At 43.5% G+C, this 22,959-nt stretch carries 25 protein-coding genes and 1 riboswitch; of the genes, 10 read left to right on the forward strand and 15 right to left on the reverse strand.

Annotated features, from left to right (window positions below; all coding sequences use genetic code 11):
• Position 1: 1 nt before the first annotated feature.
• From ACO067_RS15060 to ACO067_RS15070, 3 genes are all read right to left on the reverse strand, one after another.
• On the reverse strand, positions 2-676 hold the full coding sequence (locus tag ACO067_RS15060; protein ID WP_421875409.1) for a DUF4956 domain-containing protein: 675 nt from the start codon (positions 674-676) through the stop codon (positions 2-4).
• 151 nt (positions 677-827) lie between these two features.
• Entirely contained in the window at positions 828-1,679 is an 852-nt protein-coding gene (rfbD, locus tag ACO067_RS15065; protein ID WP_421875411.1) for a dTDP-4-dehydrorhamnose reductase, read from the reverse strand.
• 3 nt (positions 1,680-1,682) lie between these two features.
• Positions 1,683-2,900, reverse strand: a complete 1,218-nt coding sequence (locus ACO067_RS15070; protein WP_421875413.1) for an NAD(P)-dependent oxidoreductase — start codon at positions 2,898-2,900, stop codon at positions 1,683-1,685.
• 43 nt (positions 2,901-2,943) lie between these two features.
• Between ACO067_RS15070 and ACO067_RS15075 the strand changes: the two genes are divergently transcribed.
• Positions 2,944-3,528: a methyltransferase family protein gene (locus ACO067_RS15075; protein WP_421875415.1), complete on the forward strand. Its 585-nt coding sequence runs from the start codon at positions 2,944-2,946 to the stop codon at positions 3,526-3,528.
• A gap of 77 nt (positions 3,529-3,605) precedes the next feature.
• Positions 3,606-3,764, forward strand: a complete 159-nt coding sequence (locus ACO067_RS15080) for a hypothetical protein (RefSeq protein ID WP_421875418.1) — start codon at positions 3,606-3,608, stop codon at positions 3,762-3,764.
• Between the two features lie 47 nt (positions 3,765-3,811).
• Here ACO067_RS15080 and ACO067_RS15085 read toward each other — a convergent pair whose 3' ends face one another.
• The 4 genes from ACO067_RS15085 to ACO067_RS15100 form a co-directional block, all read right to left on the reverse strand.
• Positions 3,812-4,081, reverse strand: a complete 270-nt coding sequence (locus ACO067_RS15085) for a hypothetical protein (protein WP_421875420.1) — start codon at positions 4,079-4,081, stop codon at positions 3,812-3,814.
• Positions 4,082-4,178: 97 nt separating this feature from the next.
• Complete coding sequence (locus ACO067_RS15090; RefSeq protein ID WP_421875422.1) at positions 4,179-5,159, reverse strand: homoserine dehydrogenase; 981 nt, start codon at positions 5,157-5,159, stop codon at positions 4,179-4,181.
• Positions 5,152-6,138 carry a homoserine O-acetyltransferase family protein gene (locus tag ACO067_RS15095; RefSeq protein ID WP_421875424.1) on the reverse strand — a complete coding sequence of 329 codons (987 nt, stop codon included), beginning with the start codon at positions 6,136-6,138 and terminating at the stop codon, positions 5,152-5,154. Before ACO067_RS15095 ends, ACO067_RS15090 begins: the two co-directional genes overlap by 8 nt.
• The gene (locus ACO067_RS15100; protein WP_421875427.1) at positions 6,131-7,456 is read right to left on the reverse strand and encodes an O-acetylhomoserine aminocarboxypropyltransferase/cysteine synthase family protein; all 1,326 of its coding nucleotides are present in this window, start codon (positions 7,454-7,456) and stop codon (positions 6,131-6,133) included. The genes ACO067_RS15095 and ACO067_RS15100 overlap by 8 nt, the downstream gene beginning before the upstream one ends.
• A gap of 232 nt (positions 7,457-7,688) precedes the next feature.
• A riboswitch (SAM riboswitch) is annotated at positions 7,689-7,793 on the reverse strand.
• 120 nt (positions 7,794-7,913) lie between these two features.
• Here ACO067_RS15100 and ACO067_RS15105 point away from each other — a divergent pair.
• From ACO067_RS15105 to ACO067_RS15115, 3 genes are all read left to right on the forward strand, one after another.
• Entirely contained in the window at positions 7,914-9,515 is a 1,602-nt protein-coding gene (locus ACO067_RS15105) for a sensor histidine kinase (RefSeq protein ID WP_421875429.1), read from the forward strand.
• 101 nt (positions 9,516-9,616) lie between these two features.
• On the forward strand, positions 9,617-10,348 hold the full coding sequence (locus ACO067_RS15110) for a response regulator (protein WP_421875431.1): 732 nt from the start codon (positions 9,617-9,619) through the stop codon (positions 10,346-10,348).
• A gap of 103 nt (positions 10,349-10,451) precedes the next feature.
• Positions 10,452-10,880 carry a hypothetical protein gene (locus ACO067_RS15115; protein WP_421875433.1) on the forward strand — a complete coding sequence of 143 codons (429 nt, stop codon included), beginning with the start codon at positions 10,452-10,454 and terminating at the stop codon, positions 10,878-10,880.
• 40 nt (positions 10,881-10,920) lie between these two features.
• Here ACO067_RS15115 and ACO067_RS15120 read toward each other — a convergent pair whose 3' ends face one another.
• Positions 10,921-12,306: a S41 family peptidase gene (locus tag ACO067_RS15120; RefSeq protein ID WP_421875435.1), complete on the reverse strand. Its 1,386-nt coding sequence runs from the start codon at positions 12,304-12,306 to the stop codon at positions 10,921-10,923.
• Between the two features lie 103 nt (positions 12,307-12,409).
• A complete protein-coding gene (gene sucD, locus ACO067_RS15125) occupies positions 12,410-13,282 on the reverse strand; it encodes a succinate--CoA ligase subunit alpha (RefSeq protein WP_421875437.1) in 873 nt (290 codons plus the stop codon).
• Positions 13,283-13,429: 147 nt separating this feature from the next.
• Between sucD and ACO067_RS15130 the strand changes: the two genes are divergently transcribed.
• Complete coding sequence (locus ACO067_RS15130; protein WP_421875439.1) at positions 13,430-14,308, forward strand: hypothetical protein; 879 nt, start codon at positions 13,430-13,432, stop codon at positions 14,306-14,308.
• 5 nt (positions 14,309-14,313) lie between these two features.
• Here the strand turns inward: ACO067_RS15130 and ACO067_RS15135 are convergent, their stop codons facing one another.
• Both ACO067_RS15135 and aroF read right to left on the reverse strand, forming a co-directional pair.
• Positions 14,314-14,805 (reverse strand): KdsC family phosphatase, encoded by a 492-nt coding sequence (locus ACO067_RS15135; protein WP_421875442.1) that lies wholly within the window; start codon positions 14,803-14,805, stop codon positions 14,314-14,316.
• Positions 14,805-15,797, reverse strand: a complete 993-nt coding sequence (gene aroF, locus ACO067_RS15140) for a 3-deoxy-7-phosphoheptulonate synthase (protein ID WP_421875444.1) — start codon at positions 15,795-15,797, stop codon at positions 14,805-14,807. Before aroF ends, ACO067_RS15135 begins: the two co-directional genes overlap by 1 nt.
• Before the next feature lie 175 nt (positions 15,798-15,972).
• Between aroF and ACO067_RS15145 the strand changes: the two genes are divergently transcribed.
• The gene (locus tag ACO067_RS15145) at positions 15,973-16,986 is read left to right on the forward strand and encodes a threonine aldolase family protein (protein ID WP_421875446.1); all 1,014 of its coding nucleotides are present in this window, start codon (positions 15,973-15,975) and stop codon (positions 16,984-16,986) included.
• Positions 16,983-17,375 carry a DUF4348 domain-containing protein gene (locus ACO067_RS15150; RefSeq protein ID WP_421875448.1) on the forward strand — a complete coding sequence of 131 codons (393 nt, stop codon included), beginning with the start codon at positions 16,983-16,985 and terminating at the stop codon, positions 17,373-17,375. The genes ACO067_RS15145 and ACO067_RS15150 overlap by 4 nt, the downstream gene beginning before the upstream one ends.
• Here ACO067_RS15150 and ACO067_RS15155 read toward each other — a convergent pair.
• Together ACO067_RS15155 and ACO067_RS15160 are read right to left on the reverse strand one after the other, a co-directional pair.
• The gene (locus ACO067_RS15155) at positions 17,365-18,273 is read right to left on the reverse strand and encodes a DMT family transporter (protein WP_421875450.1); all 909 of its coding nucleotides are present in this window, start codon (positions 18,271-18,273) and stop codon (positions 17,365-17,367) included. The genes ACO067_RS15150 and ACO067_RS15155 overlap by 11 nt on opposite strands.
• Positions 18,236-19,003, reverse strand: a complete 768-nt coding sequence (locus ACO067_RS15160) for a methyltransferase family protein (RefSeq protein WP_421875452.1) — start codon at positions 19,001-19,003, stop codon at positions 18,236-18,238. The genes ACO067_RS15155 and ACO067_RS15160 overlap by 38 nt, the downstream gene beginning before the upstream one ends.
• A 141-nt stretch (positions 19,004-19,144) precedes the next feature.
• On the opposite strand from ACO067_RS15160, the gene ACO067_RS15165 reads away from it, so the two are divergent.
• A complete protein-coding gene (locus ACO067_RS15165; protein ID WP_421875455.1) occupies positions 19,145-19,465 on the forward strand; it encodes a hypothetical protein in 321 nt (106 codons plus the stop codon).
• A gap of 62 nt (positions 19,466-19,527) precedes the next feature.
• On the opposite strand, the gene ACO067_RS15170 is transcribed toward ACO067_RS15165, so the two are convergent.
• Positions 19,528-20,427: a hypothetical protein gene (locus tag ACO067_RS15170; protein ID WP_421875457.1), complete on the reverse strand. Its 900-nt coding sequence runs from the start codon at positions 20,425-20,427 to the stop codon at positions 19,528-19,530.
• 221 nt (positions 20,428-20,648) lie between these two features.
• On the opposite strand from ACO067_RS15170, the gene ACO067_RS15175 reads away from it, so the two are divergent.
• Positions 20,649-21,920 (forward strand): replication-associated recombination protein A, encoded by a 1,272-nt coding sequence (locus tag ACO067_RS15175; RefSeq protein ID WP_421875459.1) that lies wholly within the window; start codon positions 20,649-20,651, stop codon positions 21,918-21,920.
• On the opposite strand, the gene ACO067_RS15180 is transcribed toward ACO067_RS15175, so the two are convergent.
• Entirely contained in the window at positions 21,917-22,957 is a 1,041-nt protein-coding gene (locus ACO067_RS15180; protein WP_421875461.1) for a PP2C family protein-serine/threonine phosphatase, read from the reverse strand. The genes ACO067_RS15175 and ACO067_RS15180 overlap by 4 nt on opposite strands.
• Positions 22,958-22,959 lie beyond the last annotated feature (2 nt).

The following is a 22,959-nucleotide window of genomic DNA, read 5'->3' on the forward strand; positions in this document are numbered from 1 at the left end:
CTTAAATTTTATCGAGGTTATCATCACGTTCCAGGCGGATGTTTGAAAGACCATTGGTAGTCTCCAGTAGTTGAAAAAAGGTTTCTTTGGAGATGTCTTTTTTCAGGAGAACAAAATACCGGCGCCTACTGCCGGTTTTTGTACTGTTCATGCCAGAAAGACGGTAATCCTCACAGTTAGCGATGAACAGCGCATCAATGTCCGGGTTGATTTCATTGGAAATAGTCAATGAGACAGCAAACTCCCGAGTGAGGACTCCACTGCCAAAAGGTGAGATACTCAAAAGCAGAGCAATCAAACAAAAAACGATCGTTCCTGCCAGGGCTATGGAATAGCCATAGACTCCAGCCGCTATTCCAATGGATAAGGTTCCAAAAATGAAAATAATGTTGCGAGGATTTTCAATGGTTACTCTAAACCGGATGATCGCGATTGCTCCAATGATTCCAAATCCAGCAGCTACATTATTCCCAACAGCCATAATGACCATGCATGATACGATCGAACTGAGCACCATGGCTTGAAAAAAGTTTCTGGAAAATGCCTGACCTTTGTTGGTTACATAATAGGTATAGGCCATCACACTGCTCAGCGTGAAGGCCAGCAATATGGAAAAAAGTGCCACTTTGAACGAAGGGTATTCGTAAAGTGTCTCTTTTGTCAATGATTCAAACATTTCTGAGTATTCGGGTATACGCGTTAATCTTACGGTAATGTTAATGAAACGATTTCGTAATATGATATAATTAACGGTTTACCGCTCGATTCGCCAAACTTTATCTGGTGAAAGAGGCGAATAAGTCAAATGATACCTCAAATGGAATGATTTAATCAAGAGCTGCCAAACATTGTCTCAGACTGGTTCGCCAGTGCGGAATTGACTCCCCAAAAGTCTCAGTGTATTTGCTTTTGTCCATCACACTGTAATGCGGACGGGCAGCAGGTGTTGGGTATTTTTCAGTTGGGATGGGATGGACAGTTGTGTTGATGTCTTTGTATTCAAATATGGCGCAGGTGAAATCATACCAGGAAGCCACCCCTTCATTGCTGTAATGGTAAAGACCATACGCTTTACTGCCTGAGTTGATGATCGCTAATATGGATTGGGCCAGATCTCTTGCATAGGTTGGGCTGCCAATTTGATCAGCAATAACATTTAGTTCGTCCCTGGACTCGGAAAGCCTGATCATCGTTTTCACGAAATTGTTTCCAAAAGTAGAGTATAGCCAGGAGGTTCTGAATATGAAGTACGTGTCCATTGCCTTCATTACTTCTTTTTCCCCGTTGAGTTTGGACTCTCCATAGTAGTTGACAGGGGCCGTTGCCTGATCTTCTTTTAGCGGCCGGGAGGACGTCCCATCAAATACAAAATCGGTAGAGATATGAATCAACACTACGTGGTGTTTTTGGCAGGCCTCGGCCAGCACTTTGCTGCCCAGCACATTGATGCGGTCACAGTTCTCCCTTTCTTCCTCAGCCTTATCTACTGCAGTGTAAGCAGCACAATTAATGCAAAAATCATAATTGCCTTCGGAAAAGGCCGCTTCTACCTGCTCGGTGCTGGTAATGTCCAAACCGGGATAATCGGTAAAATCAAAAGTCAATTCTGCTTGCTCTTTAGATAAGTGTTGCAGTTCAGATCCAAGCTGTCCGTTGCTGCCTGTGACTAATATTTTCATGGGTTATTCTTTTCCTTCTGCGTAATCTCTTAAGTATTCGTATCGATCAGTCAGGTCTCCATCTCCGGTGATAGTGGCACGTTTGATCACTTCTTTGTCATCGTTGCCTAATAACTCTGGCAATACGTTATTTAGTAGCTCATTGCCAAAGCTCTCAGAGGCATCTCGTGGGAGCTCACATGGTAAGTTGTCCACGGCCATCACCGTGATATTGCCTTCATCGGTGAATGCAGCCTCCACCTGGTCGTCGCTCGGGTTGTAATCATACACCGGATCTTCAATAGTGCTTGGCTGCTTTGTGCTTGGGATAGAACCCTCGATATCGCAGGTAATGTCAGCAATGACATTGATCTTGAAAGCACTCTTGGTGATGTCCTCTCTTTTGAAAAGTACCGGTGAGTTTGGGTCCCAATATGCCGCAGCTATCAGCAGGTCGGTGGAATGTGCAAATTTCAAAAAGTCGGATTCATAATTCTCAGGGGATTTGTAAAATTCATGTCGACTGAATTCCCCACCTTCTTTTCTGATGTGATAGTCTCTCGTATTCAGTTGGGTAAATACAGGGTAATCATAGTCTTCAGTCAGGTAGGCAGCCGGGGTCACTTTACGGATGCCCATGCCATGCATTACTTCCATCGCACCTTTGGCCACTCTACCGCCACCTGTTATGGCTATTTTGATGGCAGGTAGCTTCACTTTGGCATACTCGGTTTTCAGATCTTCCAGGTCAAAGCATTCATTGGCTCTACGGATGTTGAACAGATTGTATCGCTGACCGTACGTCCAAACTCCGTTGTATGCTCCTACAATACCTGCCCAGCGTCCAAATGCAATAATTCGTTTGCCTGACTGATCAGTAAGCGTTTCATAGTCCACCATTCTAATTTTCTGATCCAGCAGTGATCGGAGTAGTTTTTGGTTATATGGCTGCTTTTTAATGGTGTGGGAAAAGAAAAAGTAGGTTTTTCCAGAAAGTAAGTTTGGGATAGGTACCTCCTTCACTCCAAGTAACACATCGCAATCATCCACATTTTTTACCAGGGTTAGTCCTTCATTTTGGTAATCTTCGTCAGTGAAACATCTGATATCTGAGGACTGAACAACCACCTCTACATCCGGGAAGCGTTCTTTTACTTGCTTGGCCTGAAATGGGGTGAGGGGGACTCTTCGGTCTATAGGTACTTTTCCTTCCTTAATAATACCGATTTTGACTGCTGCCATAGTTGTTTATATTATCTTGATGGCCGCAAATTTAAACTTTTTGATGAGCCTAAATACATATCTGTTTATTGCTTCGCTTTGGATTATTTATTTGTTGGTGCACAGTTCGCTGGCTTCTGGTAAGGTCAAGCGCTGGGCATCAGACAAACTGCAGGTAGGCCCGACCTGGTACCGTTTGATATACGCTATACTAAGTATTGTTGGTATTGGATTTGTGTTGATGCAAATGGCAGTCGCTGAGAAGCAGGTATTGTTCACATCGCCAGGATGGCTAAAATATGGAGCGATGATTCTAGCTTCCTGGGGTGTGATATTGGTGGTGGTTTCGTTTAGACATCTCTCTGGACTCTCCTTTCTGGGTTTGAAGAGAGAGGAGTCAACGCACCTTGTACGATCAGGTGTTCATGGTCATGTGCGTCATCCGATCTACAGTGGTACCATTCTGATTCTGATTGGAATGTTCTTTTATCATCCTACTGACATTATTTTGGTAAGCGACCTAATCATTTTTCTATACTTACCATTTGGTATTAAATGGGAAGAAGATAAGCTAATGGATCAGTTTGGTGCAGCGTATGAGCAGTACAGAGAAGAAGTGCCTGCGCTGATTCCGAGACCTAAAAAATAATTGGCGAGAACATGAGGCTTTTTGGCAAGATCGTGACGGGTGAGTGTTGTACATTTGAGTAAATAAAATCGCCCGATATGCCCACAAAATCTACCAAAATACATCCGTTGGAAAATTACATACAAAACTGGCAAGCCTTTAATGCAGTGGACAGGAGACAGTTTCATATCCAAATGCTACAGACCCTGGGAGCTTCCTTTCTGTACATGGCTGTCATATCGTTTCTCACGGCATAAAAAAAGGCGACTGTTATGTCGCCTTATAATATAAATCAAACAGAAATTTAAGTTTTTGCCTTTGCTTTAGCTCCATCTACAATGCCTTTGGCTTCATCTATTAGCGCCTTAGACTTGGAGGCATATTTTTCTACTACATCATTGTAAGACCCTTTGTACTCATCTAGTTTTTTGTCCAGTGATTTGCGGGTTTTCTTGATGTCTTTCTCAATTTTCTTGAGCTTTTGCTTGCTTCCTTTTGGGTCTGCATAGTAGGCAATTGCCAGTCCAGATGCTACTCCTGTGATGAAAGTTAAAAGTGTTTTGCTAGCGCTCATATCGTTAATAATTTAGATTCTAAATAATAATCGGTATACATTAATCAACGACAGCACCAACCGATTGTTTGATTTTCACCAGATTAATCCGCTATCTCTAAGCGGATTTTTTCAATCCACCGATACTTTTTCTAGCGCCATACCTGAAGCCTGAAAGGACCAGTGAGAGGTCATTTAAAACGGCAGCTCCGGTGGGAAGACTTCCTGCTCCTTTGCCAGTATAGACTTGTTTGCCAGACAGATTGCCATCGATTACAATCGCGTTGTTTTCATGCTCAATCCCGAACAGTTCGTCATCCTGAGAAATGAGTTCCGGTTGGACTTTCACTGAGAGTTTACCATTTTTCCTTTTTGCTGTGGCTATGGATTTGATCTTCAATCCCTGAGCTTTTGCCAGATCATAGAAGTGATCTTCCATGTTGGTGATGCTTTCTACCCTCAGCTGATCCAGGTTACCAATCGTTTCACCAAATGCATGGTAGGAGAGAATAATTATTTTGTATAGGGCATCTCTACCCGAAATATCCTGCTCTGGATCTGATTCTGCAAATCCCTTTTCTTGAGCCAAAATTAGCGCCTCATCCAGCGAAAGCCCATTCTTCTGCATTTGGGTGAGGATGTAGTTGGTGGAGCCATTCAGAATAGCACGAATTTCGTGGATTTCCTGCTGTTTGAAGAATTGTTCCAGGTTTTGCAGTATGGGGATAGATCCACCCACTGACGCCTCATAGATAAACGGAGCACTATAGGTCTGATGCCAGTGCGACACTTCACTGATGTTTTCAGCGATCATTTTTTTATTAGCAGAAATGGTTGCTTTGCCATTGGTAAGTGCCTGTTTCACCACTTCGTATGAAATTTCCGTATCGTCTGTTAACTCTACGATAATATCAATGTCTGGATCGTTGAGTAAAACAGTGGGGTCTGAGGTGAAAAAGCTTTGATCCAGGTCGCGAGGTTTTGCTGCGTCTTTGATGCAGATCTTCTTGATAGACGCATCGAGTTGGCTGGATTGCAGCGCCTGGTAAAAACCTCTGGCTACCTCGCCAAAACCGAAAAGTCCGATAGATTTACTCATGATTGATAAATGTTTTTAGTAGTTGGGTAATGGTATTGGCCTCTGTTAAAAATCCGTCATGTCCGTATTTGGAAGAGATGACTATTACTTGAGAATTGGGGATGTTTTTTGCGATGAACTCCTGCTCGTGAGGGGGAAATAGCATGTCACTATCAATACCGATGACCAGAGTATTTGATTTGATTCGCTTTAATGCAGCTTCTGCCGATCCAAAGTGTCGCCCTACATGGTGGCTATCCATTGCTTTGGACAGGTAATAGTAGCTCTGCACCGAGAATCGTTTTCTTAGTTTTTCGCCTTGATAGCGCTGATAAGAAGATGCTGCAAAGTCATCCCACCGATGATCTACATCCTTTTGAGTGGACTGGTAGGTATCATAGTGTCTGTAAGAAAGCATCGCTATTGCTCTAGCAGCTTCTAACCCTTTAGCAGAATCGATGTTTTCCAGAGCCATTCGCTGGGCTTCATTAAAAGCTATTCCCCAGGGAGAGTGAAAAGCATTGGTAGCCAGGGGCACGATGTTTTCAAATAGTTCAGGCTCCTGTACAGCCCATTCCAGTAGTTGCTGACCGCCCATAGAACCACCAATACCCAGATAGATTTTGTCCAATCCTAAATGTGCCTTGAGGATTTTGTGAGCCTTCACCATGTCGTTGATAGTCACCAATGGAAAGTTCATGTTTTTGGGTCCGGTAGACCCATAGCATGAGCCCAGCATGTTGGCACAAATGATAAAATGTTTCTGCGGATCAATCACCTGGCCAGCTCCTACCATTTCAGGCCACCACTCGTGTGGATTTCCATTAGCAGTAAGAGCGTGAAATACCCACACCACATTGCTTTTGTCAGCACTGAGTGTGCCCCAGGTAGAATAGGCGATCGTCACGTTCCGGAGTGTGTCACCACACTCCAGAACGATCGGATCTTTGGCTTTGAGGATTAATTCCTTTGGCGCTATGGCTGTTATCGTATTACTCATTTATTAAGCTCTGAGCGTATATTTTTTCAAATGCTTGTTGAAAATCAGCTTTTATGTCATCGATGTGCTCAATACCCAGGGATACCCGAAGTAGGTTAGGTAACACACCGGCATTTAGCTGTTCTTCGTTGGTCAACTGCTGATGCGTGGTAGCCGACGGCTGGATGATGAGCGTTTTGGCATCACCTACATTGGCCAGATGACTGACAAGTTTTAGGTTGTCTACCAGGCTGATGGCCTGTTCTTTTTCTCCTTTGATGGTAAAGCTCAAAACTCCACCAAACCCATTTTTTAGATATTTTTTAGCTAATTCGTGATAGCTGCTGCTTTCCAGTCCTGGATAATTTACGGACTCTACCAATGGATGGCTTTCCAGCCATTCGGCAAGTTCCAGTGCATTATCTACTGTGCGCTGTACACGAAGCGAAAGTGTTTCTAATCCTTGCAATAGTAAGAAACTATTGAACGGGCTTAAAGCTGGTCCAAAGTCACGAAGGCCTTCTACACGAGCTCTGATAGCAAAGGCAATATTTGGTAAGCCTAGTGGGTTTCCTTCACCAAACACATCCCAGAAGACCAGTCCATGGTATCCTTCCGACGGTTCAGTGAACTGAGGAAACTTGCCGTTGGTCCAATTGAACTTCCCACTATCGATGATCACTCCACCTACACTGGTTCCATGACCGCCAATCCACTTGGTTGCCGAAGCTGTCACTATAGCAGCACCATGTTCGATCGGTCGGAACAAATATCCGCCAGCCCCAAAGGTGTTGTCAACAACCAATGGAATTTCATGCTTGTCTGCAACCGCGGCAATCGCCTCAAAATCAGGGACATTGAAACCAGGATTCCCAAGTGTCTCTAAATAAATGGCTTTGGTCTTATCATCGATGAGCTTTTCGAAATCTTCAGCCTGATCGCTTTCTGTGAAACGTGCTTCTATTCCAAGTCTTTTGAAAGCTACCTTAAACTGATTGTAAGTGCCGCCATAGAGAAAGGATGAGGATATGAAGTTATCACCAGCCTGAAGGATGTTGTTGAGGGCAAGGAACTGGGCAGCCTGTCCTGATCCGGTTGCCACAGCCGCCACTCCACCTTCCAAGGCCGCTATGCGCTTTTCAAAAACATCCGTGGTTGGATTCATGATCCTTGTGTAGATGTTTCCAAACTCCTTGAGTGCAAAGAGATTGGCTCCATGTTCGGAGTTTTTGAAGCCGTAAGACGTGGTTTGATAGATAGGTACTGCGCGTGATCCAGTAGTAGGATCTACTTCTTGACCTGCATGTAATTGTAGTGTTTCGAATTTATAATCAGACATTGCTTTTGCTATTTAAGTGTAATAAGAAAGAATTGTATGTGTGCTTTTCTGACACTGAGACAGTCAAAATGACCAGGCCGGCAAGTTGAATAAGATGCTTATTTCAAACTCGCGTATTAGTGCATGCAGCACATACAGCAACGTCGTCTGCTGATATGATCAGAAATAATTGTGTGACTAGCTTCAATGCCTTGCAGAGAAGCGTTTGCTTTCGCGAACGAGATGCTGTTGAATTTCATAACTATCAATTTATCGTTCAGGGATTAGCACCTTCCCGTTTAGGGTGGGGGTTGCTAGCGCTTCTCAGAGCCTGTCTCTCAGCGCTTCTTTATAAATCGATCATTTGCCGATTTGAGGAGCAAACGTAATACGGAAAGTTTAGTTTGCAAAATCAATTTATCAAAAGCGGAAAAATCAACCTGTTAATTGATTAATTTGAACGAATATTCACCGCTGCATGAAAATCATATTTTTCAAGGGAAAATTCGAAAAGACCGTATTTATAGCATTGATGATTTCAGCTCTGGCGGCTTCTGGACAAATATCCGAACCCTCCAGGAAGGGGTATTCCAAAAGTGGTTTTTTGGAAATGATAATGGATAGTCTACAAGTCTCGGAGCGGGAAAGCGATACCGTCAATGTCATTCGTTTTGCGGCAGTGCTTACCACAAATTTGCATGGAACTAAAGCACGAGAGCAGGCGCAATTTTATGTGGATTTGGCTTATCGCTATGCTCAAGCATATTCAGGTAGGAATTTTGTTCCGGATATTTGCAATAGATATGGCATGCTCTATTTTGCCTTTGCCAAGCATTATAAGGATCGTGATTGGGATCTGGCATTAAGTAACCTAGATTCTTCAATGTACTGGCATGGGAGAGCAATTGTGGAGGGAAATCCAGTAACAAGAGGTTGGGGACATAGGGGGATTTTAAGTGGTTATCTACGAAAACGGGAGTTTGGACTTGGAGATTTCCAAGATCAAATTGAGAATCATTATCAACAAATAATGTCCTTGTTGGAACAGTTTGATGATCCACAACTGTTTGACCATGCTTCTGGATTATATACTAAGTTTTTACTAGATACTGATCGTTTAGCTGAGGCTAGAATACTGCTCGATGAGATAGCGAAAAATGCTGAACTGACAGAGTTGAGAAACGAGTTTTCTTACTACAAAAATCTTCATCATTTTATTGCCAAATCACATGGTCTGGATACTCTGATTGCACTTTCTGAACTTGGGATGAGTTTCTATGAAGCAAGGATTATTGCGGCTCATGAGGAGTCTTTTCATGAAATGGACCAAAAGTACAAAGTGAGCAAGACAAGTGAACAACTGGAAGTGACCAATGATTTGCTAAACGAATCAAACTTCAGAGTGTTGTTGCTAGCATTGATCCTTATTGTCTTTACAGGTGTTTTGATCATTCTATTGATACTCTACCGCAGGAATAAACGATTGTCTATTAGAAATTCACTTCTTCTAAGGGAACAAAATCATCGAGTAAAGAATAATCTCCAAATGATTTCGAGTCTACTGAGTTTACAATCCCAAAAGTTGCTGTCTACTGATGCGAAAGAGGCTCTTTCTGATAGTCAATCGCGGGTAAACTCTGTAGCCCTACTTCACAGGATGCTGTATGAGGGTGAGAATATTGGTAAGGTCAATCTAAAGGAATACCTTCAAAGTTTGATCGATGAGATTACTTATGCGGTCAATCGAGAGATTACTTACCAGATAAGAATTGACGATGTGGTCAATCTGCCAGTAGAAAAGGCTACCAGCCTTGGATTGATAGTTAATGAGCTCTTAACCAACAGCGTCAAGCATATTCCTGATGCCACGGCAATGGAAGTACACCTTAGCCTAAGCATGAAGAGAAACGTATTGATTCTGGAGTATGGAGATAACGGACCAGGTGTAAGTGCTGATGTTTGGGAGCGCTCAGCTTCGTTTGGAAATCAGCTTGTCCGCATTCAATCGAATCAGCTGCGGGGTACTTATAGCATAGAGAGTGATGCTGGCTTTCGCTATCGATTGAGTCTCCCAGCCTAGCAAGAAGGTACTGACTATTGACAAGAAATAATCGAGCTTTTGCAAGACCGATTGATTAAGTACTGATTGTGACGTAGTTTACAATACAAACTGCCACACCCATGCCTTATAGAATCTTAACCATCGAGGATGATTTACTGATAGCAGAGGATCTACGATTTAAGCTTGAGCAACTTGGATATGTAGTGGTAGGGAATGCTCGATCTGGCGAGGAAGCGATCAAGAAAACGAAAGACTTCACCCCAGAGATCATCATTGCAGATATACTCATAGAGGGAGATTTGGATGGTGTGGAAACAGTCACCAGAATTTACCAATTTCATCGGTGTCCGGTCATTTATCTTACGGCCAACTCTGAATCTGTGACGGTAAAAAAAGCCATGCAAACTCACCCAGCTGCTTTTTTAATCAAACCATTCAAGATCAGTGAGTTCACTATCAATATTGATTTGGCAATAGCTAATTTCAAGTCGAAAAATCAGCCTTACGAACCGTCCTCGGATGCGATATTCGTGCCTGATAATTTTTTATATCACAAAGTTTATAAGAAAGATATCATCTATGTGGAGGCTGATGGTGCTTACGTGAAAGTGATCACCGAGACCAAAAATTACCAATTGACCACTAATTTAAAGACCTTTATTGCTCAGTTTGACCATCCTAATTTTTACAGAGTCTCCAGGAAACATTTGATCAATACGAGCAAAGTGGACCGAATCAATGGAAATATGCTTTATTTGAAGGGTAAGGAAACCGAATTTCCAATCACCATTTCTAAACCACAAAGAGCCGAGATTCTCAGTAAGTTCGAGATTATAAGGACAAAGGGGTAAATTGATCCTACACAAGAGGAAGGTTTCGTTGTACAAGACCTTATCCATTCTTCGTATATTTTTTTTCTAGTCGAGCGATCCAGAAGATAATTTTCGCTAAAAAATGAAAATTTATTCAGGTAAACTACATGTGGTAGGTGCAGGAACAGTACGGCATAGCAAAATGGGTACGGCCACCACCACAAGGTCAGTCATCGAAATTGGGAATCACACCCTCCGCAACGTCAGGACAAGTAATTTCATTGAATCCTACTTGGACACGGGTAAAGAAATGGACCTTCTTATTGCCAGATTTTTATGGATGAAAGCCGTCTATGGAGTTAGGTCAGAAGGCCGATCGCATATGATCGGAGGCAGTCAATTGTATGGAGAGGCAGTTGTAGGGCTGTTTTTGGCGATTGTACTGGCTGCTATACTTTCATCCGAAGTGCCCACTGGAGGCTTTTTTCTAGGAGTGGTTCTGGTAGTTTGGGTAATCATACGCCGGATAAGAGCAATTAGACAATATCATCGATTTGAAAACAACTCTTGATACAATAGCACCGCCTGTATGAAAGTAGGTGCTCAGGCACCTACTTTAGTCTTTTCTCCAACAAAAACTTGCCGTTATACTCTTTCTCATCAAGAGATGAATAAACCGGAGTGGTTAGGTCACTTCGAGGGATATCAACCCTCGCCGGCAGTACACCGATTGCCGCCAGGGCACCTGACAGCAGTGGCTCATTGATATCACCCAATGGTCTCAAAACCAGGAATCTATCCTCGATCACCAGGTTTGGGTTAAATCCATTTGGATAATCCTCGCCATTGTTATTGACCAGTTTCACCACGATCGGCTGTATGGCCCAGTCGTTAGCATCATTGTCTTCATCATTGATGGTAATGGAACCTACGTCTTTGCCGACAGTCGTATCTCCCACTACATAGACATCCATGAACGGTTTCAGTGAGTTAATCGTGACTTCAGAGGCCGAGGCGCTTCTGTCAGAAGTCAGTACATAGACAGTACCGGACGTCAGCTGGGAACCAATATTCTCCGCCTTGTTTGAGAACTTGACATTCAGAAAATCTTCGCCCAGATCATCATCTTCCAGTATCAGATCTTCCACTTGTGGGTTATATGTCTTTTTAAATACCAGATCAGTACTGGAAACATTTTGTACCATTAGACTGGCCAGGTTTTTCATTGAAGTTTCACTGCCTCCGGAGTTGAAGCGAAGGTCCAGCACAAAATCCTGCACACCAGCCGCTTTGAATTCTCCGAATATGGCATCCATCTGAGCATCATAGCTGCCATCCTGACCAGGAGAGTAAAATGTATACACCAGGTACCCAATCTTCTTACCCTCAATTTCATACACTGTGTCCAGCAAAAATGGATTTTCCCTGAATACAATAGGAGTGAGGTTAAAGGTTCCCTGATCTTCAAACTCCTCCGTGTCAAAGTTGAACCGGCGATATGAGGCCTCATAGGAGCTGTTAATGTCCCCTAACACACTTTGGTAGTTAGAGGTGGTTAGTTGCTGTCCATTGATTTGATAGATGATATCTCCACGTTTCAGACCCAGATCATCCGCTGGAGATTGATCCTTAATGTAGCTCAGCTGCATGATGACATTCGAGCTGCCTTCTTCTTCCAGGTAGAGTTTGAATTCGAATCCAGATTCTAGAGTGACCCCATTGAGTAGGTTGACCAGCTCTTCATAGTCGTCATAGATGAATGAAAATCGGTCCTTATTTGACAAGAGGCTTTCGAAGAAATTTTCTGGATTCACATTGGTTTCCGGCTTACCTGGGAGTTCATCCGTCCAGAAGTAATAGAAATCCATGTTGGCGTAGATCCAGTTATTGATTTTATCGAATTCTGTCTGCGGCTCTTCATTCTCTTTCTTACAGGCTAGTAAGATGATCAAAGAAACAATCGATAAAAGGAAAAGGGGCTTTCTGAAATTTCTCATAACTGGACTTGTTAAAGGTCTTCGAATTTATGTCAATGCTCTTAAAACAAAAAACCGGCTAAAAGATTTAGCCGGTTTTGAATTTATTTTTATCGTGACTGTCTTAAGCCAACACTTTTTTGATCGTTTCTCCGATATCTGCTGGTGATTTTACCACGTGTACACCATTTTCAGCCATAATTTTCATCTTGGCTTCTGCGGTATCTTCAGCTCCACCTATGATGGCACCCGCGTGACCCATTCTTCGGCCTGGAGGTGCTGTCTGGCCAGCGATAAATCCGACTACTGGTTTCTTGTTTCCATTTTCTTTGATCCATCTGGCAGCTTCTGCTTCATAGTTACCGCCGATCTCACCAATCATCACGATTGCTTCCGTTTCTGGATCATCCATTAGCATTTGTACAGCCTCTTTGGTGGAAGTACCGATGATTGGATCCCCACCAATACCGATAGCGGTAGTGATACCGAGTCCAGCTTTTACTACCTGATCTGCAGCTTCGTATGTGAGTGTTCCTGATTTAGAAACGATACCTACGTTTCCTTTCTTAAATACGAAACCTGGCATGATCCCTACTTTAGCTTCACCTGGTGTGATTACTCCTGGGCAGTTAGGGCCTACTAGTGTCGCACCGCGTTTCTTAGCATATGGCTTGGCCACCATCATGTCTTTCACAGGAATACCTTCTGTGATCGTGACGATAACCTTTATTCCCGCATCGGCAGCCTCCATAATGGCATCCGCAGCGAAAGCAGGTGGCACAAATATGATGGTGACATCTGCACCGGTAGCGTCCACAGCTTCTTTCACTGTGTTGAATACCGGTTTGTCCAGGTGAGTTTGTCCTCCTTTGCCCGGAGTTACTCCACCTACTACATTGCTACCATATTCGATCATTTGTGATGCATGGAAGGTTCCTTCAGAACCTGTGAAGCCCTGCACGATGATCTTAGAATCTTTATTGACTAGAACACTCATTTTGGATTGTTTTCTATTTGTGCTGCAAAAATATTTGAAATGGGAAGATTGACAAATGGATTCCCATATTTAAAGTATATATATACATTTGTGTACGCCAGTTGATTAAAACCGTCAGCGTTTCTACCGACTGTACAAAAAGTAAGAATGGCTCAAGCTGAAGCTTTAGTGATCACCACAGGAGATCACACGGAAATAAGTGCGACTCTATACACTGGAGAGAAGAAAAGCAACCACCTGATCATAGTTGGGCCTGCCACGGGTGCCCCACAGGCATATTATCGGCGTTTTGCTGAATACGCAGCGGATTATCCGGACTTTGATGCGATTACGTTTGACTACCGTGGTATTGGTCAGTCACTGGATGGCTCAGTTATTGACTCAAAAGCTACCATGAGTGAGTGGGGGAAGTACGACACAGAAGCTGTGATCGAATGGGCCGACAAGCGATATGACAAAGTATTTTTGATCGGGCACAGTGTAGCCGGGCAGATTTTTCCCAAAGCCGCTAGTAAAAACCGCATCACCGCTGCTTATCTGGTCGGATCACAATCGGCTTATTTTGGTTGTTGGAGAGGACTTTGGTTGCTCTATGTGCTTTTTTTCTGGTTTATTTTGATTCCGGTTACCACATTTATTTATGACTATCTACCTGGCTGGGCGATGGGTGGTAATATCCCTATTCCGAAAAAGGTAGCTCTGGAATGGAGGAAATGGGGAATTCACAGAGAAGGTGTCATACTAGGAAATTCAGAAGCACGTCATCAGTTTGAAACAGTAAAAATCCCTATTCATTTTGTCAACATTGAAGATGATAAGCTATTGGGACCTTCTCGTGCTACTCAGCAGCTCATGCATCAGTATAAGAATGCGGTGACAACTTTTCAATTCATTTCTCCCAAAAACCTCAAGTTGAAGCGGATTGGGCATTTCGGGTTCTTCAAAAAGAAATTCCAAAAGCAGTTATGGCCTATGCCAATGTTTTTCTTTACCCAGTTCGTCAGGAAGCTAGACGAGCGCAAATAGGCATGTTAAGTGTGTAGAGGAAGAATGTAGTCTTCAATGAACTCTCTGACAGCACCATCGCCTCCTTTTTGAGATAAGGTAACAGTTGCTATTTCTTTTATGGCTTTTACAGAATCTGAAGGACAAGCACTAAACCCTACCTTTTGCATGATCTCCAGGTCATTGACGTCATCCCCTATAAAAGCGATCTGCTCATAGCTTAGGTTCAACTCCTCCAGCCACCTATCGAGCACTTCCAGTTTTGGTTGTTCACCTACATAATAGTATTTCATCTTCAGGGCATTGGCTCGTGAAGTCACCATTTCGCTGACCATGCTGTGGCTAATGATGCCTACCTCCACGCCTGCTTTCATCGCCAGACGAATGCCCATGCCATCTTTGGCATTGAATTTTTTGAACTGCTTGCCGTCTTCCATCACATAAACGCCTCCATCTGTAAGTGTGCCGTCCACGTCCAGGATGAGCATTTTGATTTTATCTGCTTTTTCTTTTGTCATCAAACGATTGTTCTACCTACTGCCCTGGCTACAGGCTCCAGGCTGTGATACATAGTTTCAAATTCATCAAAATTGAGCTGTTGGGCGGCATCTGATAGTGCCTGCTCAGGGGCGGGGTGCGTTTCTATTAACAATCCGTCTATGCCCATAGCCACCGCTGCACGTGTAAGGTCTGGTACACCATATCGGTAGCCCATGGCGTGGCTTGGGTCTACAACAACAGGTAAGTTAGTAAACTCTTTGAGATAGGCTACACCGGTTAAGTCCAGCGTAAACCGAGTTTTGTTTTCAAATGTCCGAATACCGCGCTCGCACAAGATCACCTGAGTGTTGCCTTGTGATAGAATGAACTCCGCCGCCTGTACGAATTCCTGCAGTGTGGTGCCAAACCCGCGCTTGAGTAATACAGGTTTGGAGGATTTGCCACAAGTTTTTAGAATAGATGTGTCATACATCGCTTTGGTACCAATCTGTACAATATCCGTGTGCTCCAGTACTACATCCACATGAGTGCTGTCTTTTACTTCGGTGATGATGTTTAAACCGTGTTTTTCCCGAATTTTCACTAGCATCTCCAGCCCAGCTTCTCCCAGTCCCTGGAAGGTATATGGGCTAGTGCGTGGTTTGAAACAACCTGCTCTAAGCGTTCTGATGCCTAGATTTTTCAAAAAAGCTGCTGTTTGATCTATCTGCTCCCATGATTCTACACTGCAAGGACCGGCCATGAGGTGAGTATTCTCACCATTGCCGATGGTAAGATCATTGAGCTGGATGGTTCGCCGGTTGAGATACGTTTTGTGAGCCAGCTGGATATCGGACTCCATGACAAAAAACTGATCAATGATGTCTGCGAATTCAGTAGGAGGAGATTTGATTTTAGAGGATGTGATCAGTCGGGTGTCGCCAGCCAAATGGACAAGAAGCCCGTTCAGTCGGTTGGTGAGCTGATCGATTCTGGCTGGATCCGTTCCTTTTTTGAAATGAATGATCATGGTTCTTATTGAGTAGCGCCAAAGATAGTTTTTCTAATAAAAAATGTAACCTCTGATTGTTTGACCGGTACTACTATTACCTAAAGATCAATTACTCATAATGTGAAGTCTGGCCTTTGGGAGACAAGTTCTCCCGAAGGCTTTTTTTATAGCTAAAGTTGGATATTTTAGCTAAATGATTGATTTGCGAAGCGATACGGTGACCAGACCCACACAGGGTATGCTTCAGGCTATGATAGCTGCCGAAGTAGGAGATGATGTGTTTGGAAGCGACCCTACGGTCAATGAGCTACAAGAGCGAGTAGCTGCTATGTTTGGGATGGAAGCAGCACTTTTTTGTCCCTCTGGCACCATGACCAATCAGATAGCACTTCGAGTGGCATCCAAACCACAAGACGAGGTTATCTGCGACAAGCGCTCTCACATTTACCTTTATGAAGGTGGTGGTATGGCTTACAACTCCATGTTGTCACCCAAATTGCTAGATGGTGATCGTGGACGTCTCACAGCAGAGATGGTGGCTAGCAATATCAATAATCCAGACGACATTCACTTACCCAGGACCCGAATCGTTGGGCTAGAAAACACCATGAATAAAGGGGGTGGATGTATCTACGACCTTGCGGAAATTCAGCGTATTCGTCAGGTTTGTGATGCACACGGTCTATGGTTGCATCTGGATGGAGCTCGTCTGTTCAATGCTTTGGTGGAAACTGGAGAAGACCCAAAAGAATACGGAAAACAGTTCGATAGCATTTCGATCTGCTTTTCCAAAGGCTTAGGAGCACCTGTTGGGTCGGTTTTGTTGGGATCAAGGGAGACCATTAGAGAGGCTAAGCGTGTTCGTAAGGTTCTTGGAGGAGGCATGCGGCAGGTTGGCTATTTGGCAGCTGCCTGTGACTATGCGCTGGATCATCACATAGACCGACTGAAAGAGGACCATGAGCGAGCGCGTGTGCTTGGTGATGAAATGTCCAAAAAGTCTTTTGTGAAAGAAGTCCTTCCTGTAGAAACCAATATCGTCATTGCTGAATTGGAGGGAATAACACCAGCTTCGCTACTGGCAGAATTATCGGAAGCTGGATTGGAGGCTGTGCCTTTTGGTCCAACGGCCATTCGATATGTGACCCATCTTGATTTTAACGATGATCAGCTGAGTAAGGCTGTTACCATAATTAAGAACCTATGAAAAGAACCTACCTAACCTGCTTTATTTTATTCCTACTTGTCGGGTGCTCCAAAAAGCTAAACACCTCTCGAGTAGATGAATCTTTTGATGAGTTCTATGACCAGTTTCACCAAGACGTGGACTTTCAGTTGTCCCGTGTGCAGTTTCCGCTGGAGGGAGAGTACGTTGACTTAGACGGAGAAAAGCCCTGGCGTAAGGAGGAATGGGAACCACATGTTCAGAAAGTTACGGATATCTCTGATCCAGAGTATGATACGGAAATTATTCGAAAAGAAACTGTAGTGATCGATAAGGTTTGGTTGAGGGATTCCGGATTCTCTATTGAACGTCGGTTTGAGAAACTAGATGGTAAGTGGTACCTGGTCTACTATCAGACGATTAACCTTTAAAGGGACGAACAATTAACCCAACTCCTGTAAATACCATAATGGCAGCTAACAGGTGGATCACAGTAAGCGTCTCGTTATAAAACAAACTGGCGATCACTACGGCGAATACTGGCTGTACGTAGATATAGGCTCCGACCGTTGATGGGTTTACTCTCTTCATTGCCCAGATGTTGATGATGTACACCAAGAATGTAACGCCAAGGATGACATAGGCCATGCCCAGATAGGTTTTGGATGGCAGAGTGCTCCACTTGATTTCCCAAAACTCGCCCCACCCAACTGGCAATATGATAAAAAAGCCAATGAGAAAAATCCATTTGGCAATGGTTATTGGATCGTATTTGCTAAGGAGAGGTTTTACCAAGACTAAATAGGCGCCATAGCTCATGGCATTCAGTATCACGAGTACATCCCCTCTCCAGTCACCTTCATATCCCTTGTCCATACCCTGGTAGATGATTATAAATGCACCGATAAAACCTGCAATCAAACCAGTGATTTTGAGCCCTGTTATACGTTCTTTGATAATGAGAGCAGAGGTGATAAATACCATGATAGGCGTGAGCGTCATGATGATTGATCCATTGATGGCGGATGTGAGACTAACCCCTTTGAAGAAAAAGAGCATGTTGATCCCAACGCCAAACAAAGCACAAAGCACGATTCTTTTGCCATCTTCCTGCCAGTTGATTTTCTGTTGGATACCCAAGCCGATCATCCAAAACAAAGCCGCAGCAAGGGCCACTCGCACTACAATGAACCCAAACGGCGCGATGTACTCCGGTGTGACTGTTTTTACTACACTGTAGTTGGCACCGTAGAGCAGCCCCACCAGCAGCAGTGCCAAGTGTCGTTTAATCTCACTTAATCTCACTTTTCTGGTCTTTATTGGAGGCATATACCCACAGTGATTTGAGCATCAGCAGCTTCATCACCAGATAGTTGACCACCGAAAGAACGAACATGATGATCCAGAAGACATTTTCATTGATGAAGATAATGACACTCTGGTGTGATCCAAGAGCGTGCGCTACTTGAAACAAAAAATAGGTAGTGAAAATGGCAGCCAGACCATTTTTTTCTTTGCGTAGTACTTTTTTCCAGTTGAAAGCCATGTAGGACTTACTGTAGAGGGTGAAATTGGGGATGAAGGCAGGAGTTTCATTTTTCCATTCATCATATAAGAGGCCAAACTTTTTGGATAGGAATTCTTCTTCTACCGAAATGATATAAGTGTAAAACATCATAAAGAATAGGAGAAACGCAATGCAAAACAGGCTGCTGTAGCTGAGCATGGCTATGGGAAGCCAAATAACGAAGTTGGCCAGATACAATGGATGCCTGACAATGCTGTATAGGCCAGTCATGTTGAGGTTGGTAGCCATTTGCTGGCCAGTGTTGCGGCCGGAGGTACCTCTGGGCGAATACCCTACGGCATGTATCCTGAAACAAAAACCCACCAATGAGATGCCCAGGCAAGCATAGTCATAAGTGCTATCATAGAGGTTGCCCGCCGCGTAATGATTGTACCTGACGACTAATCCAATCACCAAAAGGAGCACTGGAATCTCTCCGCGGTATCGGAATAAAAAATTTCCAATGTTTGATTGGTTTTGTTTAGAAATCATCAGCCACTTTTAGGAGTTGTTCGAAATTAGATAAGTAATCGATTAACCCTTTGAAGTGTTAAAATATTTCTCAGAAAAAACTTTTTGCAAACGTTTGCAATACTTAATATTGCACTAATACAATGATCTAAACCCGTTGGTATGACATTCACAGAAATAGACCGAACAACCATGCAGTCTTTGTGTACTCTAGCCAAGTTGGTGAGTAATCCGGAGGCCAAGAGGGAGGAGATTGTAGTCATCGGCCAGCACCTAGGTGTGCCTAAAGATGACACACTCGAAGTGTTAGAAGAGTGGGAAGAGTACGACATTCTCCATTTAAAGAATGAAGAGGATAAAAGGAGATTTGTGAAGTACTGTTTTTCCTTCATGACACAAGAGTATAACCCCAAATCGTCTGAAGTAGAGCTGTATGGAGAAGTACTGAGCTCTCTGGGACTAGAGACCAGATCAGATAATTAACAATGTTACCCTAAACAACATCTAAAGTGAAAATGGTCCCGGGATTACCCGGGATTATTTTTTTAACGATACTTGGGCGAATCGTACTCTGCCATCCAGTCTCGGATGAGGACAGTGGGTGTGGTATTATCCCAGATGAGTTCATTCGTATTGATGAGTTTGATTCCAAGTGTTTCGTCAGAGTAGTTGATTTCCGGACCATCTTTTCGCATGAGTTGGTGCTGTTTCAAACCGGCATTGGATATGGATGTAACTTCCAATTGATCTCCGAGGCTGATGACATGTTTTGCTATTAACTCATTCGTTTTGGAACTGACAGTTAGCTCTATCACATTATCAAACAGGTTATTGACTACCCATCGGGTGCCAGACTCTTCTATAAACTGGCCATGGAGCATTCGCTTCAATGAGTTCATATTGGACCTATGATCCTGGTTGTAGACTCGAGTGGAAAGCCTGATTACTTCCTCTAATTTCTGAGCGATGGTTTCCGAATAATTCTGAGCGCTATCCTCCAAAAAGCTGGGAATAGACAGGTAAATGAATGACTGATTGGTTGATAGCCGGCCGTTTTTTACGCGTTTGATCGATTTTTCAAAGGCTCCTATTCGGATGGTTTTACCTTTTACCAGTCTTCCCGTATTGCTTTCGGTTTCTGATACTTGAATGGTGTAGGGGTTTAACTCTTCCAACCGGAAGTTTAGCTGGAGGTAGGTTTTATCTGAAACGGCCTCCAGGTGCGGTGAAGCAATGTTTTTAATGGTTACTGTTTCTGAGGACTCGTTGAAGGTAAACCGATTGATCCACCATTCATCGTCACTTTCGTTGTAATAATTGTAAGTGAGTTTGTCTTCCAGCCATTCAATGGTGGATTCCAGACGGAGGCTATCTTCGTACTTGTTTTGAGCGAGCAGAGTATGACCTACACATAAGATTATCAGGAAAGTGGATAGGTTTTTCATAGCTGTCAGGATTCCTTAACCCAAATTATGCGATTCGCATAACTTGCCTTTTGGTTGACGACCCTCAACTGGGGATGCCCGGATGGTCCGTCGCTGCGGTTATCCTGACAAAGATTCCTGAGTAAGGAATTTTTCGTCATTATTCAATGGGATATTTGATTTGAAAAAATATTCTATTGAATAATCTTGGATAAAATTAACCAATAACTTTAAGTCAAATCATGTTTCAGGATAATTCACCACTTGCGGAAAGAATGCGGCCTTCTACTCTCGACCAGTTGATCGGTCAAGAGCATCTGGTTGGTGCTAAAGGTATCTTACGGAGATCAATTGAGGCGGGTCGGGTCCCATCTATGATCCTGTGGGGACCTCCAGGCACTGGAAAAACAACCCTCGCCAATATCATAGCCAATCAGGTGAAAATGGCCTTTCATACTTTAAGTGCCATTAGTTCAGGTGTGAAGGATGTGAGAGATGTCATCAACAACATTCGGTCTGGTAGCAAAGCCATTCTATTTATCGATGAGATCCATCGCTTCAACAAAAGTCAGCAGGATGCACTTCTTGGGGCGGTAGAAAAGGGGACGATTACCTTGATCGGAGCCACCACTGAAAATCCGAGTTTTGAGGTTAACGCGGCATTACTCTCCAGGTGTCAGGTGTACACGCTCAACCACCTGGACAAAGAGCACCTCAAACGGATTATTGAGCAGGCAATGTCCCAGGATGTGGAGATGAAGAAGGTAAGTGTGACTATCAAAGAAACAGAGGCCCTATTCAACCTGTCTGGTGGCGATGCACGTAAGCTGCTGAACCTCTTTGAGCTGGTGGTAAAAACTTTCGAGAAGAATGGTAAATCAGAGTTGACTGATGAGCGGGTTATCGATGTGGCCCAGCGCAAAACCGTACTCTACGACAAGAAAGGGGAGATGCACTACGACATCATTTCTGCATTTATCAAGTCTATCCGAGGCAGTGATCCCAACGCAGCAGTGTATTACCTGGCTCGAATGATTGAAGGAGGCGAGGATGTGAAATTTATTGCACGCAGACTATTGATTTTAGCTTCAGAGGATATCGGTAATGCCAACCCCACAGCTTTGGTCATGGCCAACACAACATTTCAGGCTGTGAATGTCATTGGCTACCCCGAGTCTCGAATCATTTTGTCACAATGTGTGACCTACCTGGCTTGTTCACCAAAAAGCAATGCCAGCTACATGGCCATCAACAAAGCACAAGCTGAAGTTAGCAAAAGTGGTGATCTGCCTGTACCGATGGCTATTCGAAATGCGCCAACTAAACTCATGAAAGATCAGGGATACGGGCAGGGGTATAAATACGCACATGATTTCCCCGGTAATTTTGCAGAAATGGAGTTTCTCCCTGATGCCTTGAGCAATACTCCTTTTTATGATCCTGGCAAAAACCCACGGGAAGAGGAGATGCGCAAATTCTTGCGGAATCGCTGGAAGGATAAATACGGATACTAGACGGTCAGGATCATCATGGTTTGATCATCCAGTGGTTCTGTTGCCCCTTTGAAATAGTCAAACTGCCTATTAAAATCTTCGATGGTAGCACCGGTGGGTAATTCTCTAACCAGCTGCATGAGTCCTTTGGTGCCGAGTTTGCGTTGATTGGCATTGTCAAACTGGTCAGTGATTCCATCGGAGTAGATAAAAATCTGGTCACCTTTTTGGGCCTCTATGTTGGCCAGTTCCACCTGTCCTTTGACCAGAGATCTTTTACTAGACCGATAGTTGGTGCAGCTTTCGGCATTTTTATAAATTATATTGATTCCAGATCCTGCAAAGGAAAGTGAGTTGTTTCTTTTGTCCAGATAGATAAAACCTAGCTCTGCATCGAAGACATTCAATGCTTCGTTTTCCATCAGATCATACATTTGGGTATGAAATTCAGTAATTGACTCAGCCAGATTAGTCGGCGGAAGTTTGAAAAAATGCTTCAATAGAGTCATTACAGACATGCCTATAAGAGCACCCTGCATCCCATGACCAGTGCAGTCTCCTACTACCACGAAGTTTTTATACTGATAGTCTCGGGTCCAGTAAAAGTCACCTCCAGGTGCTTCAAATGGATTAAAAAAGATCTCTGCTTTGGTGTAGGCCTTTTGAAAATGCTGAATTGGTTGGCCCAAAGATTCATGAATCCTGGTGCTGTCATCCACAGATGTGTCTGCCGTAATGATCGTTTTTTCAGGCTGAGGCTGTAGCTCCGATTTCTCCGGCTTTACATACTCTCCATCCAGTCCGGATTTCACCTTCGCTATCAGTCGAGCATAGTCTCTTACGGGACCTTCTATGAACCTTATTTTGTTGTTTTCCTCTGTAAAATAAATGAACGTCTCATCGTCAAATTCTATAGTCAGAGCTTCAAGTTTTTCACTGATCATCTTTTCACAATACTTGTGCACTAACGGATCGCTGCTGCGAGTAGAATTATTGACTTTCAGGTGCACTTCCTGATTGTCGGGCTCATAATGACCTAGTAAACTGACCGATTGCATAG

It is taken from the genome of Marinoscillum sp. (assembly GCF_965229915.1).
Taxonomy (GTDB): domain Bacteria; phylum Bacteroidota; class Bacteroidia; order Cytophagales; family Cyclobacteriaceae; genus Marinoscillum.

Bases quoted from the DNA above. Each gene is read 5' to 3' on its own strand.
- ACO067_RS15070 (WP_421875413.1), bottom strand. From the start codon at position 2,900: ATGGCAGCAGTCAAAATCGGTATTATTAAGGAAGGAAAAGTACCTATA.
- ACO067_RS15160 (WP_421875452.1), bottom strand. From the start codon at position 19,003: ATGATTTCTAAACAAAACCAATCAAACATTGGAAATTTTTTATTCCGA.
- ACO067_RS15145 (WP_421875446.1), top strand. From the start codon at position 15,973: ATGATTGATTTGCGAAGCGATACGGTGACCAGACCCACACAGGGTATG.
- ACO067_RS15060 (WP_421875409.1), bottom strand. From the start codon at position 676: ATGTTTGAATCATTGACAAAAGAGACACTTTACGAATACCCTTCGTTC.
- sucD (WP_421875437.1), bottom strand. From the start codon at position 13,282: ATGAGTGTTCTAGTCAATAAAGATTCTAAGATCATCGTGCAGGGCTTC.
- ACO067_RS15100 (WP_421875427.1), bottom strand. From the start codon at position 7,456: ATGTCTGATTATAAATTCGAAACACTACAATTACATGCAGGTCAAGAA.
- rfbD (WP_421875411.1), bottom strand. From the start codon at position 1,679: ATGAAAATATTAGTCACAGGCAGCAACGGACAGCTTGGATCTGAACTG.
- ACO067_RS15095 (WP_421875424.1), bottom strand. From the start codon at position 6,138: ATGAGTAATACGATAACAGCCATAGCGCCAAAGGAATTAATCCTCAAA.
- aroF (WP_421875444.1), bottom strand. From the start codon at position 15,797: ATGATCATTCATTTCAAAAAAGGAACGGATCCAGCCAGAATCGATCAG.
- ACO067_RS15155 (WP_421875450.1), bottom strand. From the start codon at position 18,273: ATGCCTCCAATAAAGACCAGAAAAGTGAGATTAAGTGAGATTAAACGA.
- ACO067_RS15090 (WP_421875422.1), bottom strand. From the start codon at position 5,159: ATGAGTAAATCTATCGGACTTTTCGGTTTTGGCGAGGTAGCCAGAGGT.
- ACO067_RS15115 (WP_421875433.1), top strand. From the start codon at position 10,452: ATGAAAATTTATTCAGGTAAACTACATGTGGTAGGTGCAGGAACAGTA.
- ACO067_RS15165 (WP_421875455.1), top strand. From the start codon at position 19,145: ATGACATTCACAGAAATAGACCGAACAACCATGCAGTCTTTGTGTACT.
- ACO067_RS15110 (WP_421875431.1), top strand. From the start codon at position 9,617: ATGCCTTATAGAATCTTAACCATCGAGGATGATTTACTGATAGCAGAG.
- ACO067_RS15175 (WP_421875459.1), top strand. From the start codon at position 20,649: ATGTTTCAGGATAATTCACCACTTGCGGAAAGAATGCGGCCTTCTACT.
- ACO067_RS15080 (WP_421875418.1), top strand. From the start codon at position 3,606: ATGCCCACAAAATCTACCAAAATACATCCGTTGGAAAATTACATACAA.
- ACO067_RS15180 (WP_421875461.1), bottom strand. From the start codon at position 22,957: ATGCAATCGGTCAGTTTACTAGGTCATTATGAGCCCGACAATCAGGAA.
- ACO067_RS15170 (WP_421875457.1), bottom strand. From the start codon at position 20,427: ATGAAAAACCTATCCACTTTCCTGATAATCTTATGTGTAGGTCATACT.
- ACO067_RS15120 (WP_421875435.1), bottom strand. From the start codon at position 12,306: ATGAGAAATTTCAGAAAGCCCCTTTTCCTTTTATCGATTGTTTCTTTG.
- ACO067_RS15105 (WP_421875429.1), top strand. From the start codon at position 7,914: ATGAAAATCATATTTTTCAAGGGAAAATTCGAAAAGACCGTATTTATA.
- ACO067_RS15085 (WP_421875420.1), bottom strand. From the start codon at position 4,081: ATGAGCGCTAGCAAAACACTTTTAACTTTCATCACAGGAGTAGCATCT.
- ACO067_RS15075 (WP_421875415.1), top strand. From the start codon at position 2,944: ATGAGCCTAAATACATATCTGTTTATTGCTTCGCTTTGGATTATTTAT.
- ACO067_RS15135 (WP_421875442.1), bottom strand. From the start codon at position 14,805: ATGACAAAAGAAAAAGCAGATAAAATCAAAATGCTCATCCTGGACGTG.
- ACO067_RS15130 (WP_421875439.1), top strand. From the start codon at position 13,430: ATGGCTCAAGCTGAAGCTTTAGTGATCACCACAGGAGATCACACGGAA.
- ACO067_RS15150 (WP_421875448.1), top strand. From the start codon at position 16,983: ATGAAAAGAACCTACCTAACCTGCTTTATTTTATTCCTACTTGTCGGG.